Origin of the sequence: Enterococcus sp. AZ080, assembly GCF_051714945.1 — a bacterium.
GTDB classification, from domain to species: domain Bacteria; phylum Bacillota; class Bacilli; order Lactobacillales; family Enterococcaceae; genus Enterococcus_B; species Enterococcus_B pernyi.
Genome location: NZ_JBIOSV010000001.1, coordinates 2,875,819 through 2,891,846 on the forward strand (window position 1 = coordinate 2,875,819; position 16,028 = coordinate 2,891,846).

The 16,028-nt window shown below is 38.3% G+C and carries 12 protein-coding genes; 6 read left to right on the forward strand and 6 right to left on the reverse strand.

Translation table 11 applies throughout. The features are described from left to right. Positions 1–53 precede the first annotated feature (53 nt). Positions 54–3,671, reverse strand: a complete 3,618-nt coding sequence (gene rpoB / locus IGK01_RS13595) for a DNA-directed RNA polymerase subunit beta (protein WP_010733925.1) — start codon at positions 3,669–3,671, stop codon at positions 54–56. Between the two features lie 478 nt (positions 3,672–4,149). Between rpoB and IGK01_RS13600 the strand changes: the two genes are divergently transcribed. Then, complete coding sequence (locus tag IGK01_RS13600; RefSeq protein WP_062805956.1) at positions 4,150–5,133, forward strand: biotin--[acetyl-CoA-carboxylase] ligase; 984 nt, start codon at positions 4,150–4,152, stop codon at positions 5,131–5,133. 706 nt (positions 5,134–5,839) lie between these two features. On the opposite strand, the gene IGK01_RS13605 is transcribed toward IGK01_RS13600, so the two are convergent. Further along, the gene (locus tag IGK01_RS13605) at positions 5,840–6,073 is read right to left on the reverse strand and encodes a hypothetical protein (RefSeq protein WP_019722524.1); all 234 of its coding nucleotides are present in this window, start codon (positions 6,071–6,073) and stop codon (positions 5,840–5,842) included. Between the two features lie 303 nt (positions 6,074–6,376). On the opposite strand from IGK01_RS13605, the gene IGK01_RS13610 reads away from it, so the two are divergent. From IGK01_RS13610 to IGK01_RS13625, 4 genes are all read left to right on the forward strand, one after another. Continuing rightward, a complete protein-coding gene (locus IGK01_RS13610; RefSeq protein ID WP_409173668.1) occupies positions 6,377–7,060 on the forward strand; it encodes a hypothetical protein in 684 nt (227 codons plus the stop codon). A 964-nt stretch (positions 7,061–8,024) separates the two neighbouring features. Then, positions 8,025–8,420: a hypothetical protein gene (locus tag IGK01_RS13615; protein ID WP_438840824.1), complete on the forward strand. Its 396-nt coding sequence runs from the start codon at positions 8,025–8,027 to the stop codon at positions 8,418–8,420. Positions 8,421–8,671: 251 nt separating this feature from the next. Next, positions 8,672–8,896 carry a hypothetical protein gene (locus tag IGK01_RS13620; RefSeq protein WP_438840825.1) on the forward strand — a complete coding sequence of 75 codons (225 nt, stop codon included), beginning with the start codon at positions 8,672–8,674 and terminating at the stop codon, positions 8,894–8,896. A gap of 226 nt (positions 8,897–9,122) precedes the next feature. Then, entirely contained in the window at positions 9,123–9,890 is a 768-nt protein-coding gene (locus tag IGK01_RS13625; protein WP_438840826.1) for a hypothetical protein, read from the forward strand. A 627-nt stretch (positions 9,891–10,517) separates the two neighbouring features. Here IGK01_RS13625 and IGK01_RS13630 read toward each other — a convergent pair. From IGK01_RS13630 to IGK01_RS13645, 4 genes are all read right to left on the reverse strand, one after another. After that, positions 10,518–11,507, reverse strand: a complete 990-nt coding sequence (locus IGK01_RS13630) for a polyprenyl synthetase family protein (protein ID WP_066026509.1) — start codon at positions 11,505–11,507, stop codon at positions 10,518–10,520. 22 nt (positions 11,508–11,529) lie between these two features. Further along, positions 11,530–12,096, reverse strand: a complete 567-nt coding sequence (locus IGK01_RS13635; RefSeq protein WP_438748900.1) for a Gx transporter family protein — start codon at positions 12,094–12,096, stop codon at positions 11,530–11,532. 12 nt (positions 12,097–12,108) lie between these two features. After that, complete coding sequence (locus IGK01_RS13640) at positions 12,109–12,519, reverse strand: NusG domain II-containing protein (protein ID WP_409173670.1); 411 nt, start codon at positions 12,517–12,519, stop codon at positions 12,109–12,111. A gap of 242 nt (positions 12,520–12,761) precedes the next feature. After that, positions 12,762–14,693 (reverse strand): NAD(P)/FAD-dependent oxidoreductase, encoded by a 1,932-nt coding sequence (locus IGK01_RS13645; RefSeq protein WP_438840827.1) that lies wholly within the window; start codon positions 14,691–14,693, stop codon positions 12,762–12,764. Positions 14,694–14,998: 305 nt separating this feature from the next. Between IGK01_RS13645 and pplA the strand changes: the two genes are divergently transcribed. Beyond that, a complete protein-coding gene (pplA, locus tag IGK01_RS13650; protein ID WP_224434376.1) occupies positions 14,999–15,937 on the forward strand; it encodes an extracellular electron transfer flavoprotein PplA in 939 nt (312 codons plus the stop codon). Positions 15,938–16,028: the final 91 nt, after the last annotated feature.

The window sequence follows — 16,028 nt, forward strand, 5'->3', positions numbered from 1 at the left end:
GCAAAACCGTAAGGCGGCTGATCTTCGACCGCCTCACAGTATCTCAGACCGGATTAGTCTAAATTATCTTCTGCGGTTTCAAAGTTTTGGATGATATCTTGTCTTTCATCTTCGACTTGTTCAGCAGCTTGTTTTTCTAGTTCTTTTGCTGTTTGTTGTTCAGCGAATTTTGTCAAAGCATCCACTGTGATCAAATCATCGTCTTCGTCATCCATGTCGCGAAGTTCGATCTCGCTGTCTTGGATATCTAGGACACGCATGTCTAATCCTAGTGATTGTAATTCTTTGACTAATACGCGGAAGGATTCAGGTACACCTGGTTTTGGAATTGGTTCACCTTTGACGATTGCTTCGTATGTTTTCACACGTCCGACTACGTCATCTGATTTGTATGTCAAGATTTCTTGTAAGGTATAAGCCGCACCGTATGCTTCCAGTGCCCAAACTTCCATTTCCCCAAAACGTTGTCCACCAAATTGCGCTTTACCACCTAATGGTTGTTGCGTAACTAGTGAGTAAGGTCCAATTGAACGTGCATGTAACTTATCGTCAACCATGTGAGCAAGTTTGATCATGTACATCACACCGACAGACACACGTCCGTCAAATGGTTCACCTGTACGTCCGTCATAAAGAACAGTTTTCGCATCGCTAGCCATACCAGCTTCACGAACTGTTTCCCATACGTCTTCATCACTTGCACCATCAAATACTGGTGTTGCTACGTGGATGCCTAATTGACGCGCAGCCATCCCTAAATGCAATTCCAATACTTGTCCGATGTTCATACGTGATGGTACCCCTAGTGGGTTCAACATGATGTCGATCGGTGTTCCATCAGGTAAGAATGGCATATCTTCTTCCGGCATAATACGGGAAACAACCCCTTTATTACCGTGACGTCCGGCCATTTTATCCCCTTCATGAATTTTACGTTTTTGAACGATATACACACGAACTAACATGTTGACACCTGGTGATAATTCATCGCCAGCTTCACGAGTAAAGATCTTCACATCGTGAACGATCCCGCCTCCACCATGCGGTACACGTAGAGAAGTATCACGTACTTCACGTGCTTTTTCACCGAAGATCGCATGCAATAAACGTTCTTCTGCTGAAAGTTCAGTTACCCCTTTTGGTGTTACTTTACCGACTAATAGGTCACCGTCTTGGACTTCCGCCCCAATACGAATGATCCCCATTTCGTCTAAGTCTTTCAATGCGTCTTCACCGACGTTCGGGATTTCGCGAGTGATTTCTTCAGGTCCTAATTTTGTATCACGAGCTTCTGATTCATATTCTTCAATATGGATCGATGTGTACACATCGTCTTTGACAAGACGACGACTCATGATGATCGCATCTTCGTAGTTGTATCCTTCCCAAGTCATGAAACCGACTAAGACGTTTTGTCCTAGAGCCATTTCACCTTGTTCCATTGATGGGCCGTCTGCCAAGGTATCCCCTTTTTCGACTTTCTCACCTAAATGAACGATTGGGCGTTGGTTGTAACTTGTTCCAGAGTTTGAACGACGGAATTTTGTTACTGAATATTTGTCTAATGCGCCATTGTCACGACGTACGCGGATCTCAGAAGCATCAACAAATTCAACTACACCATCGTGTTTACATAGTAACGCAGCTCCTGAGTCATGAGCTGATTTATATTCCATACCAGTACCAACCCAAGGTGCTTGTGGATTGATCAATGGCACTGCTTGACGCTGCATGTTGGCACCCATCAAGGCACGGTTGGAGTCATCGTTTTCCAAGAAAGGAATACATGCTGTCGCTACCGCAACTACTTGTTTCGGTGAAACGTCCATATAATCGACTTTATCGATCGATACTTCTAAGTTTTCACTTTGGGCACGAGCCATGACGATTTCTTCAGCAAATGTACCGTCATCATTCAACTTACTGTTTGCTTGGGCAACGATATAATGGTCCTCGATGTCTGCTGTCAAGTAATCGATTTGTTCTGTCACACGGCCAGTTTCACGATCAACACGACGATACGGCGTTTCGATAAAACCAAATTTGTTTACTTTCGCGTAACTAGATAAACTATTGATCAACCCGATATTTGGTCCCTCAGGCGTTTCGATCGGACACATACGGCCATAGTGGGAGTAGTGAACGTCACGTACTTCATAGCCGGCACGGTCACGAGTCAAACCACCAGGTCCTAAGGCAGAAAGACGACGTTTGTGTGTCAATTCGCCCAATGGATTTGTTTGGTCCATGAACTGAGACAATTGTGAAGAACCAAAGAATTCTTTGATACTTGCGACAACTGGACGGATGTTGATCAATTGTTGTGGTGTCAATGTTTCTGTATCTTGGATCGACATTCTTTCACGTACAACACGTTCCATACGTGCTAATCCGATACGGAATTGATTTTGTAAAAGTTCTCCGACAGAACGGATACGACGATTTCCTAAGTGGTCGATATCGTCCACGTTGCCGATGCCTTCCATCAAGTTCAAGAAGTAGCTCATTGAAGCAACGATATCCGCTGGACGAACAGTTTTCACTGTTGTGTCTGGGTAGCCGTTACCGATCACGTTGACTTCACGTTCTGGGTCTTTTGGTGAAAAGACTTTGATAACTTGGACAGTCATTGGATCAGTGACTACGCCATCTTCTGTTGGGTAGTAAGTCACTGAGTTCAAACCATTGTCGATGAACGGTGCTAATGTTTCCATCACTTGATGGGTCAAAGCTGTTCCTTTTTCAACAATGATCTCGCCTGTTTCAGGATCAACCAACGTTTCAGCTAACGTTAAGTTCAATAGACGTGTTTTCAAGTCTAATTTTTTGTTTACTTTGTAACGACCAACATTTGCTAAGTCGTAACGTTTTGGATCAAAGAAGCGGGCATTCAGCAAGTTACGTGAACTATCTGCTGTTTTTGGTTCGCCTGGGCGAAGACGCTCGTAGATATCTTTTAATCCTTCTTCTGTTCTAGAATCACTTGCATTTTTGTGTAAATCTTTTTCAATCGTGTTACGTAATGTTTCACTATCCCCAAAGATTTCAAAAATCGTGTCATCTGAACCGAAACCTAATGCACGAACTAACACAGTCAATGGAATCTTACGTGTGCGGTCGATACGTACATAAGAGATGTCTTTTGCATCAGTTTCCATTTCTAACCATGCACCACGGTTAGGGATCACAGTGGAACCGAATCCTTCTTTACCGTTTTTGTCTACTTTCCCATGGAAGTAAACACCTGGTGAACGGACTAATTGGGAAACGATAACACGTTCCGCACCGTTGATGATGAATGTACCTTGCTCTGTCATCAATGGGAAATCACCGAAGAATACTTCTTGAGCTTTGATTTCGCCTGTTTCACGGTTTGTTAAACGTAAAGTCACATGTAATGGTGCAGAGTAATTTGCGTCATGTGCGCGTGCTTCTGCTACTGTGTACTTTGGTTCTTTCAATTCATAATCTACAAATTCCAAAGAAAGATTGCCATTGAAGTCATCGATTGGCAAAATATCTTCAAACATTTCTCTTAGTCCTTCATCCAAGAACCATTGGTACGAGTCTGTTTGAATTTCGATCAAATTTGGTAATTCCAACACTTCACTGATTCGTGCGAAACTTCTACGTTCGCGATGTTTTCCGTATTTTACTACGTGTCCAGCCAAGCTCTTCACCCCTCTAAAATGTCATTCAAAAAGACTACCCGATCAATTGTTACAATAATATTAAAAATATTATATTTAGGTAACAACAGACATTTTTTGCGGCTTTTAGGCAAAAAAAAACCAAAAATAGAACGTTCTCTTGAGTACTTGCCTACGTGAGCTTCTACTTTTGTTTCCTTATATTAAAGCCGAAACGGACAATATTTCGTTTCTGCCTTCGCTTCATCAGATAGTTTTTGCAACTTCATATAATACACTGTTTAAACGTAAAAGTCAACACTTCCTGGCGTTTCCTGTAAATTTTCGTAATTGTTTCTTAATCTTTCTTTTTTGTTCCAATTTCGTCCATTCCTAATTGAGTGACTCTTCCTCACAAAATCTTTTCGTCTTTATAGCGACTCAAACAAAAAGTATGACGCGCTGTCCTCATTCGATCGTAAATCTGCTAATATATAAATAGTAGAAAGGAGCTTGATCGATGACGACAAAAGCCAAGGTACTACACCTTTTAAAAAATACTCCGACATTTCTATCCGGTGAAAAAATCGCCCAACAACTGAATGTCTCCCGAACGAGTATTTGGAAAGCCATCAAAGAATTAGAAAAAGAAGGTTTTCGCTTTGAACATCAAGCGAAAGGGTATCGTTATCTCCCCTCCGATGTATTGGATCCTGTAGAGATTTCCCAAGCATTATCTTCTTTTGACGTTCAAGTGAACGTTTTATCACAATCGGAATCGACGATGAAAGATGCTAAATCGGCATCTAATATGGATACTACGAAACCTAGTTTATTTATCGCGGATACACAAGAACAAGCCCATGGACGTTTTGGACGTTCCTTTTTCGCTCAACCAAGTCAAGGAATCTACATGAGCTTATTATTGCATCCACAAAAGCATTTTGAGGAATTGCCACAATATACGTTGATTGCTGCCAGTGCATGTGTCAAAGCGATTCAAGAAACGACAGGAAAACATGCCATGATCAAATGGGTCAACGATATCTACCTTGAAGGGAAAAAGGTATGTGGAATTTTATCTGAAGCGGTAAGCGATATGGAAAGTGGTGAAATTCGTTCGGTGATTATTGGTGTGGGCTTGAATTTTTCGATCCCTCACACGCAATTTCCTGATGAGATCCAGCAAAAAGCGACCTCCTTGTTTCCTGATGGTGAAGCATCGATGACTAGAAATCAATTGATCTGCGCGATTTGGAAACATTTCTTTAGGTATTTAGCCGACCATTCGCACACCTATTTTGATCTTTACACAGAACGGTCATTTGTCCTAGGTAAGTCTGTCAGCTTTACCCGACAAGGAAAATCTTATCAAGGAATTGCCCAGGCAATCGGTCCAAAAGGAGAACTGATCGTAGATACGCCAAACCAGCGCTTCCAACTACTCTCTGGTGAAGTCAGCTTAACAGAAATCGATGGGCTACCATCAGCAAAAAGAGGCTAGTTCGTTTCCTAGCCTCTTTTTTATCAATGGTGGGTTTGTCATGCTCGCTTTATTTTTCATAAGCTTGATGTCACGAGAAAACATGCAAGCTTCTTTACGATGTACTATATTTTTCTACTATGTGCTTGATTCTATGTTTGAGGTACTACATTATGTGTTTTATTTTACTTTTGAGTCTACATCTAATTTCTATGTTTGTTCTATGTTTGTTCTATGTTTTAGTTCTATGTTCGATATCCTTTTTTAATAGGATAGTACTATGTGCTATTGTCAGTAGCAGTAGAACAATCAAACTACTGCCTGTCAATACTAACGGACACCTGATAACATTTGCCTACGCTTTTATCTAGATGCGCTGTCGCAATCTGTGATGCACGTCGTCAAGCAACTGAGACCGAGCAACTATTTTTCCCCGAAATAGTTTTCGGCAATCAAGTGATGTTCTATGTGTGTTGTTTCCTCTATTTACTACTTCTAAGTCATTTATAAGCTTATCTATTGAAGACCAACGATTGCTTTCTCCACTTCTTCCTATACAGAACCCTCTTCCATTTAACGCCCCCTTTTTTGTTTTGCTGTCGTTCTGTTTGTATCATAACGCATAAAAAAATGATTGAATTCTTTTGTATTGAATTACAACATTTTTTATTTCCACATTAGATTCAGCGATCTCTTACTGGGTCATCCCAGCCTCAATGGACTATTTTCAAATTTTGCAAAATTGTAATTGATTCGCTTTAGAAGAAGAAAAATATTCGATCTTCAAGTTGAATTTTTTTACAATCAAACAGCGGATCAAAAATTTATCTGCCGCAGACAAAGGTTGCTGATACTCTTCTTCAATATCACGAAATGAAAAATTTCTTTTCTTCTCACTTAGTTTTGTTACGATCTCAATCACCGTTAATTGCGTTAATTCTGATGTATATTGTTTTCTCACAGCTGCTCTCCTTTATTCATAGCGTTCTTTAATCCAGAATATAGCATGGAATTTTTCTTGCTGGGAACAATTTTTTTCCAAAAACAAAAAAAGATTGTTTTAAATAAACAAAACAATCCATTTGAGTGATTTAATCCATAACATGAACGAAAGTCACCTCTGCTCTGCAAATCAATCCAAAATAACACCTTTTAGAAAAGATCAATACTAAAAATTTACACATTATAGAAATAATCGGTACATACCACGAGTTGAAAAATGATATTTTTTTTATATATTAATAAAGATAATTAAGGAGAAACAATGGAGAAACCTAAAAAAAATATAGAGGTGACAAGATTTTTAAATACAGCCATCAGAGATGGTGTTCTAAATCCACAAGCAATCGGTCAAGAAAGCTTATCTCGCTTGAGATTACACATATTGATCAAAGAACAATCGTTAACTATAAATTTAAAAGCACCGAATCTTTCTGACAACGTTTTTCAGAGAATCAGTAGACAATTAGATGTTGTAAAAAAATTCTCACAACAAACAGCATCGATCACAGCTGAAAATATCCAGTTATCTGCTAAACAAATTGACCAGAAAATTGAGCGTTTAACCGAAAAAGACAGAGAGTTAAATGAACAAATCAGGGAAATTAAAAGTGAAGTAAAAAAACTTTCTAGCAGAACAGCCAATCCGGATGAATATAACAAGGCAACAACCAAACTCAATAACGCAAATAAAGAACTAAGTAATAATCGAAATAACATCTACAGTCATCGCGCAATGAAGCTTGTCCTAAAAGAACAAGAACGCCAGCAAACGAAAAGTGTTCGCCGAGAATCTGTCGATCAGTCGCCGAGACGACAATCCGTTTCTCAAGTAACATCTGAACCTCGTCAGTCTGTCGCACAAAAGCTTTCTACGCCTCGGCAATCACTCGTACAGCAACAGGAAAAACGAACAGAAAAAATCGATAACCTAACAGAAAGATCATAAATACAGAGAAAACAATACAGGCGCTTGCAAAAGAAAGAGATGGTCTCGTTAGCAACCCTAACGTAAAAGAAGAATTCGCTATATATACTGAAGGCATCCAACTTCATCGAAAACAAGCAGACAATCTTTACCGTCAACTGGAGACGATTGATTCAAAGACTGCAACGAAGTTAGAAACAAAATTTGCTGATTCCCCTTATGGCAAAGTCGCGTGTCCATTAACACCTAAAGAAATCTCTGCAATCAAAGTAGCAAAGGCCAATGAAAAGTTCAATCAATCTTACCGCAACTTATCTCCTGAACCTAAAATGAACAAAAAGCTAAGAATAGACACAGGTAAAACCCTCTCATAGAAAGAGAGAACAGCCGAACATAAGAAGTTTATTCAAGAAACTAAAAAAATGTGCAGAAAATTGAGGCCAAATTGCAAAAGTACCACAAACGCAAAAAATATTTTCGGTCTGATTGCGAATGCTTTCAGAGAAAAAAATCCAAAGTTTAAAGGAAAAAAAACTGATTTGATAAACAAATTCGAACAACCGCAAAAAAAAACCACAAAAAGGTATCCTAAAACCAACATTTAAAGAACAAGTAACTGACGCTCATAATAAAAAAGAACCATAAATGAAAAATCAAAAACTGCGTGGAGATCGAACACAATCACCGAGTTTTAGCAGATCATGATCATCGCCCACACAGATAAAGATTTTCTAGCTAAAGTGGTTCAACAAATCCATATATTTAGTTATTTTATATACTTTATTTCATTACAAAAAGAGACATAAAATTATAATGAAAAAGCTCTGCCATTCGATCAGTCCACCTGCTTCAATTTCAATTTTACAACGTTTTATTATCTCATCATTTATATCAAAAATTTTCCTTAATAGAAATTATTGACACTAATTAGCAATAAAAAGATGTTATGTTTATTTATATATAACAATAAGAGAAGGAGATAGATATGGCTAAGAACAAGCAATATAAACCCAAATTAAACAATGAGGGGAAAACAACGATCACTCACCTCTCGAATCAAATTATCGACTCTGAGAATATGATCGAAAAATTCAAGGCACAACGAAAGGAGCTTGGAGATTCTTCAAAATCTTCAAAAAAATATCAGGAACTGACAGATGCTATCAAAAATCATAGGAAAAGAATTCATGTTTTATATAGAAGAATCGAAAATATTTCACCCGCACATGCGGATAGATTGGAAAAATACATAGATAACCATTTCACTCAAGACAAAAGCGTCACGAAGAGCAATGAAAAAATCATGAATGAACCAATCTATGAAACCATTCCTGAAGTTAGGAAAAAAGGAAGGAAGAGATCGATGTCCCAATCACATTAAAAAGGGCTCGATCAAAAGAAGAAATTCAGTCGGCTGTTAAATCTGCTAATGTTAGATTCAACGAATCTCATAAAAATATATCTTCAAAGTCATATGATAAAAGAGAGAAAACAATCGAAATCAAAAAAAAACCAATTAAGGATACTAGGAGTCAAAAACTTACGCTAGATAAAGCTGAGAAAAAGTTGCATCAAACGGAAAAAAAACTAGCTACTTTCCAAAAAAGAAAGAAGAGGTTAGTTGGCAGAATCATGAATTTATTTGGTCGGAAAAATAACGAAAAATTAATGAACCAAAAAAAATTATTGATTGATCAAATTAAAATTATAAACGGAGAGCCTGTTAAAGGAATTCTGAAACCGTCATTGACCGAGAAGTTAGCTAACGCACAGGAACAGGTCAAAGTGAACGCCCAAGAAAAAGCAAATCCAACACTGAACAATCGACCAAAAACTAATCCTGCTCTTTCAAAGTAAAACAACTTCACACTAAAAAAAATAATCTAGGATATTGATCAAAAAATGATCAATATCCTTTTTCTGCTATCAAACAAGCTTTCCTCCTCGTTGCTTTCTCGCTCGTATTTCAAGAGCAACAAATGCTTACACTAATTTTCCTTACTTAGAAATTATCGATATCAAACACGAAGATTAAAATGCTATTTTTGTTTATGTAACAAAGATGAGAGATGAGGAACTAATTATGGATAATCGTAAAGAAAATATTATGTCAGTAGAAAAGATGAAACAGCGTTCTAGGAAATTAAGTAAGCATCTACCAAAAAGTCCTGCTACAGAAATCAAACAACTGACAAAAAGCCTGATGAATACAGTAGCTAGAATCCAAGAGCTAAAGGAAAAAAGAGAACAGCTTAGTGATCATTCCACATCTTCAAAAAAATATAGGGAACTAACAGCTGGCATCAAAAATAATGAAAAAAGAGCGCAAGAATTACTTGATAAAATCGACAAGTTGTCGCCAAAACAAGTAGATAAACTTGTCGAACGATACACAGACTCTGCTGAACCGATCTACGAAACAATTCCTAGTGATACTAAAAGGAATGAAAAAGATGCGCCACTCCCTGAAATACGTGACCGAACAAAAAAAGAAGTGGTAAATGCTGTTAAGGAAGCGAATCGTAAGTTCAATGAAACACATAAAGATATCTCTAAAGAACCTTATGCAAATCGACAGCCAAAAATAAAGTTTGATGCAAAAACATTGGTAAATGGAATGGATAAAGAGGAGCCTTCCCAAAAACGCGATCACACAGACAAAGAAGTTGGGAAGGCTAATCATAAGGTGCAGACCCAATCATTACAAAAAAAGATTTCACCTGAGACTCAGAAATTTACATTGAAAGATAGGATCAATCATGCACATCGCCAAACAGAAAACAATCATCTAAAACAAGATAGCCACTCGCGAAACAATCGACCACAAACTAGCCCGAGCCTTGGAAGATAAAAAATAAAAAAACCAGTGATTTCCTTATCAGTCAGGACTGCATAAGGCTTTCACTGGTTTTTATTGACTCATTTATTCTTGTCATTCAGCGACATTTCCCCCAAAATGTTAACGATACTGATTGTCAGAATAAACAAAAAAATGAATGTTTTAACTACTTGTTTTGTCCATGGTTCACTCAATATTATGTATTATTTCTTATGTGCTTTGATTTCCCTCCTTTATTCTTCCTCCGTCACTTTATGTACTTACGTCCATAAATAAAACGATGTAAGCCCCTGTTCGATAAACGACCCATGTCCATTCTATTGATGGTTCATGTTTTTAAGAGCAACAAACTACTGATACGTATGGAACTACTAAATGGAAATCAGTCACCATGCGATACCTATTATTTAGCATACCTCTTTCTTTCAGAAGGTGCAAAACCACTTTTTCTGTGCAAAGAAAAAAATGAGCCTGGGACATTAGTGACCTTGCATCTCCTAGAACCGAATAAACGGTGTTCCAGAAGCAACCCCTTCAGAAATAAGCGTGAAACCCCAAAAATTTGAAGAACAATTTTCTGGGTTTCACGCTTATTTCTCGGAGCTGAACACTTCTGTCACAACCACATTTTTATATAACTTAGTCTGCCCGTCTTAGGATCAATGACGTCAAAGTCTCTAATGTTTCTTTTGTTTGTACCGAGGTATTTGGCAATTTTTTGATTTCTTTTAATGCTTGTTTCGTATAGGATTCTGCCAACTTCTGGGCGCTTTCGACCCCTTGTGCCTCAATAACTAATTGTTGAACCTTCTCAGCTTCTGCTTGTGTCATTTGTTTTTCTTTGGACAAATATTCAAGTAATTCTGCTTTTTTGTCTGTTTGTAACGCATAGATCAAAGGTAAAGAATACACCCCTTGACGAATGTCTTCCAATACAGGCTTGCCGATGTCTTCGCTCTGTTTTGTATAATCTAAAATGTCATCAATGATTTGAAACGCCATACCGATCGCTAACCCGATATCCCCAGCTTTTTTTGCAAAACGTTCGCTTGTGCCACTTTCGTATGCACCTACAAAACAACTCAGTTGAAAAAGTTCAGCGGTTTTACCAGAAATATTCTGTAAGTATTCTTCAACCGTCAACTGGGTATTGTATCTATCATCCATTTGCCCGAGCTCGCCATTCAATACTTTTTCCATACTTCTTGCATTTAATTGCATACTCTTTAAGGAAGAAGTATATTCGGACAAGAGTTTAAAACAACAAACAAATAAATAATCTCCGGCATAAACAGCGACACTATTGCCAAAACGGCTACGTAAGTTTGGCTGTCCTCTGCGTAAGTCAGCTTCATCAACGATATCATCATGGATCAACGTCGCAATGTGTAGCATCTCAATAGATGCTGCCAACGAAATGGCTTTATCGCGATCTTGCTCCGGGCCAAATTGAGCAAATAATAGTTGATACGCCGGACGCAGTAACTTCCCACCTGCATGAATCGTTTCTTTTATCGCTTCTTCTACTGGTTTGTTTTTCAGCCGAACAACACTTTCCATTTTTTTTAGTGTTTGGTTCAATTCCACTTGGATCGTTGGATAGTCCACCCACATTTGATGTAACTTCATAAAAAAACTCCTTGTATAACGCTTATTTTTTCAGAAATACCGATTGCCATTGACTATTGGTCTGTCGATCATAGTCTGCTTGGAAACGCTGAAGTGTTCTCACATGTTTCAGCAGATAATTAGCAGCTATCCCTATGGCCAATCCTGATAGAATACCTAGGAATGACAAAATCGGTAAGTAGAGCATGACTGTCCATGATTGAGCGATAAATGACGCGGTCAATAACTGACCGACATTATGCATAAATCCACCTGTCGCGCTGATGCCAATAATGCTAACCCTTTTAGGACCCAGTTTTTTGACTATCAACATCCCTACATAACTCAACAACGCACCACTCATACTATAAAGAAACGTCGAAATCGTGCCGCCTAATAACGTGGTCAAAAATAAACGCAACCAAAGTAATAAGAAGCTATCTCGTTTTTTCATTGTAAAAATTGCCACAATCGTAATCAAATTAGCCAATCCTAGTTTTGCACCTGGCGCAAAAGCGAAAGGATAAGGAATCATATTTTCCAATAAACCGATGATCACACCTTGGGCAACTAATAAAGATATATAGATCATTTTTTGTAATTTACTCATGACGTGAACCGTCTAATAAATCAGACTGTCTTCCCCACTCCCGTCTGTTGATCGCACTTCGATCACTAATTTGTGAGGCAAACAAACGATTGTTTCACCATTATTCGTTGCCCATCCTCGGCGAACGCAAATCTGGTCGTCGCAGTCTGCTTCTTTGATCCGAATTCGTTCCCCATCGATCTCGATCACGTTTTTTTCGCCATGATCATCTTCGTATAAATAGGTATAAGCTTTGGTTTCAGTTACCAACGGAAACGTTTTGATTTCTGTTCCATCGACTCGTAGCACTGCTTCTTTATTTGGTGTTGCATCCACTTGTTGATAACTAAAGATGACAACCGGCAAGAATGAGAGCATGACTAACAAAAGAATAATGATGATATCCCAAGGTTTTAATAAACTTTTTTGAATAAATTCTTTCAAGTACTCACTCCCTTTTTCTCCTCGTTTGATTGCTCCAATTTTACCATGAATAACGAAGGTTGTGAATGAGAGGCACAACACAGCTAATTCAAGGATTTGAGCGATTCATCATCTTTATACGAACCTATTTAAGAAAAAGATGAGCTTGGAATGTTTGCACACCCCAAGCTCCTCCTTATTTCTTCTCATATCATGATTTTAGTTGCTAAAATCATTTGGATTATTTGAATTGTTAACTTTCTCTATTCGCCGTAACGTGCCTTTGGTTTCCCGTACCACCAATTACCGAGTGTTTTCTGTAACCAAGGAATCACCCAACGATCCAAACCGATCGCACGACCTGAACCATTCATCAAGGCAAACGCCACAAAGATGAACCAGATGTTTACCCAGTAGAACATACCAGAAATACAGAATGTGATAACTAAAACAATCGTTGTTGCACTACATAACCAAGTGAATAAACCGGCAATCAATGCTAACGCTAACGCGATTTCAAAGAAGACCATGAATTTTTGGAAGAACATCGCTACATCGTTATTTGGCATGATGACTTGCATGATGCTGTTGAACCAGTCTGGTGATTTATCGATCACTGCCATTGGTTCTTCACCATATGCGTAGCTCAAGCCAAAATGTGCCGCTTGTGTTGCTGCTTCTCCAGTTGTTACACCTGCACCGCTCGCAGCTGTTGTTGCATCACCTGCTGCTGAAGCACCACTTGCTACATCTGCTACATTGTATTCCCAAGTCCAAGGGAACACACTGTTACCAGTAAACCATGAACCTTCACCAAACCAAGTACTTGGTTTTAATACTTCACCGTTACCAATCATTTTCTTAGAAGCTTCAACTAACCAAACAAGACCGTAGAAGATTCGTAATGGGACGCTCCATAAAACATTGCCGTAACGAGAAGAATGTCCACGAGTCACATTGCGATCATCTTTGATATGGAAGAATTCGTGCATCATATATTGGAACATATAATAACCTGAACGGATATCAAAGAAATATTTCAAGTTGACGATATGCTTCATGATAATTGCTAAAAAGCCACTTAAATGGATCTTGTCAAATAAGTTCGCTACACCCCATTTGGCGCCGACAGAAACCATAAATCCTTGGTAGTTCCCTTTAAATTTATGTTTCTCGCCACCTTTGATCGAAGCCACGATATTCGCTGCAGCTGTATGACCGGTTTGTTCTGCGGCTTGAACGATTTGTGGTGTTGGTGTATTAGGGAATTCTTCGTAATACACTAAATCACCAATGATGTAGATATTTTGTTCTTCATAGCCTTTTGCTTGCATATATTCGTTTGCTACTAAACGTTGGCCACGTGCAGTCTCTAATCCGAAATCAGCCGCATCGGTTGTTCCTTTAACACCTGCTGTCCAAATCAAGGTATGCGTAGGCACTTCACGACCGTCTTTTAATTTGATATGGTCAGGAGCGACTTCAACGATTGGCGCATTCAACAATAGCTCAACATTCTTTTTGTTTAAATAACGTTCTGCTTTGGCTGCATCATTACGATCCAACATATTCAAAATCGTTGGCATTGCTTCAACAACCATTAGTGTAATCTCATTTGCATCTAGTTTGTAGTCTTTGGCTAAACGATCTTTCCAATCCACTAACTCACCGATCATTTCGATTCCCGTAAATCCAGAACCACATACAACAAACGTTAACATTGCCTTACGCAATTTTTCGTCTGGTTCTAATGCTGCTTTTTCGACTGTTTTCTCAATGTGCTTACGGATCTTAACGGAATCTTCAAATGACCAAAGAGTAAAGCCATTTTCTTTAACACCCGGTGTACCAAAATCATTTGGTTCACCACCTATACCTAAAATCAATTGATCGAATGGATAAGCGCCTAATTTGGTTTTGACGATTTTTTTCTCTTTGTCGATACCAATTACTGTATCAGTCACTAGATCTACATTTTTTTGTCTTGCAAATAATCGTTGTAAATCGTACTGGATCGCCTCTGGTTCCACACGTCCGCCTGCAACTTCGTGAAGTTCTGTCATCATCGTGTGGTACGAATGACGATCAATCAATGTGATTGTTACGTCTTCTTTTTTCAGTTTCTTCGCTAAGTGTTTTGTAGCTGAAACACCCGCATAACCAGCACCCACAACGACAATATTTTGCTTTGTCATTGAATATCCGCTCCTTATTTTTCATCTATATAAATTATTAATAGTTGATCGTTTTTTCAATTTGATAATGATTACACAATCTTTATACATTATATAGATGTTTTGTATATTTGTCTAACACCTTTTTATGTTTTTTTTATTACAATAAAAACGCCTGTTTTTCACGAAATTTCCAGAAAGAAAACGCTCAATTAAATCACTGTCGTTATTTTTGTAAAACGGTTGACTTATTGATGATATCCATTAGAATGTATAATGAATCACAAGGAATTTGTGGACAAAAAATGAAATGGCGGGGTTAAAAAATGAAGAAAAATCGGTTTGTTACGGGGGTTGCTGTATTAGCATTCTCAACATTGATGCTAGGAGCTTGTGGATCAGATAACAATGATAGTTCAAGTAGTACATCTTCTTCTACTTCTACTGCACAATCTTCTACAACAGAAACTAGTACAACAGAATCAACTAAAGAAATCGTTGCTGGTGGAGAATTACAAGACGGTACATACAAGTTAGAAGAAAAAAACTACTCTAATGGTTACCGTTCAGTTTTTGAAATGGTCGTAAAAGACGGCAAGATCACTGAGTCTAATTATGACAATGTGAACGAAGATGGCAAATCTAAAATGGATGATGCTGAATACAACGAAAACATGAAAGCAAAAGCTGGTACAAATCCAGAAACATTCATTCCTGAATTAAATGAACAGTTGCTAAGCGCACAAAGCGCAAGTGGTGTAGAAGTTGTGACTGGTGCGACACATTCATCAGAAAGTTTCCAAAACTACGCACAACAATTGATCCAAGCGGCTCAAGCGGGTAACACTGAAACGATCGAAATCGATAATGGTGCAGAACTTAAAGACGGCACATACAAGTTAGAAGAGAAAAACTATTCAAATGGCTATCGTGTGCAATTTGAATTGACAGTTGCAGATGGCAAAGTCACTGAATCAAACTTTGATTACATCGATGCAGATGGCAAATCAAAACAAGATGATACAGAGTACAACGAAAAGATGAAAGAAAAATCTGGTACTGACCCTCAAACTTACATCCCAGAATTAAACGATGAACTTGTTTCAGCAATGGGCGAAGAAGATGGTTCTCCAGCAGATGTAGAAGTAGTAACTGGCGCAACTCACAGTGCACATTCATTCATCATGTATGCACAACAATTAGTCAATGCTGCTGAAAAAGGCGATACACAAACAATTGAAGTCGATAACATTGTGACAAAATAAACTTTGTCTAACAGAAGGCTCATCTGCCTTTACGATAATCCTTTTGGAGATGTGGCAACTGTCACATCTCTTTTTCTGTGCTATCCCTGCA

Coding starts and splice junctions, on each gene's coding strand:
- IGK01_RS13630 (WP_066026509.1), bottom strand. CDS start 11,507: ATGAAGTTACATCAAATGTGGGTGGACTATCCAACGATCCAAGTGGAA.
- IGK01_RS13625 (WP_438840826.1), top strand. CDS start 9,123: ATGGATAATCGTAAAGAAAATATTATGTCAGTAGAAAAGATGAAACAG.
- pplA (WP_224434376.1), top strand. CDS start 14,999: ATGAAGAAAAATCGGTTTGTTACGGGGGTTGCTGTATTAGCATTCTCA.
- IGK01_RS13645 (WP_438840827.1), bottom strand. CDS start 14,693: ATGACAAAGCAAAATATTGTCGTTGTGGGTGCTGGTTATGCGGGTGTT.
- IGK01_RS13615 (WP_438840824.1), top strand. CDS start 8,025: ATGGCTAAGAACAAGCAATATAAACCCAAATTAAACAATGAGGGGAAA.
- IGK01_RS13600 (WP_062805956.1), top strand. CDS start 4,150: ATGACGACAAAAGCCAAGGTACTACACCTTTTAAAAAATACTCCGACA.
- IGK01_RS13635 (WP_438748900.1), bottom strand. CDS start 12,096: ATGAGTAAATTACAAAAAATGATCTATATATCTTTATTAGTTGCCCAA.
- IGK01_RS13610 (WP_409173668.1), top strand. CDS start 6,377: ATGGAGAAACCTAAAAAAAATATAGAGGTGACAAGATTTTTAAATACA.
- IGK01_RS13620 (WP_438840825.1), top strand. CDS start 8,672: ATGAATTTATTTGGTCGGAAAAATAACGAAAAATTAATGAACCAAAAA.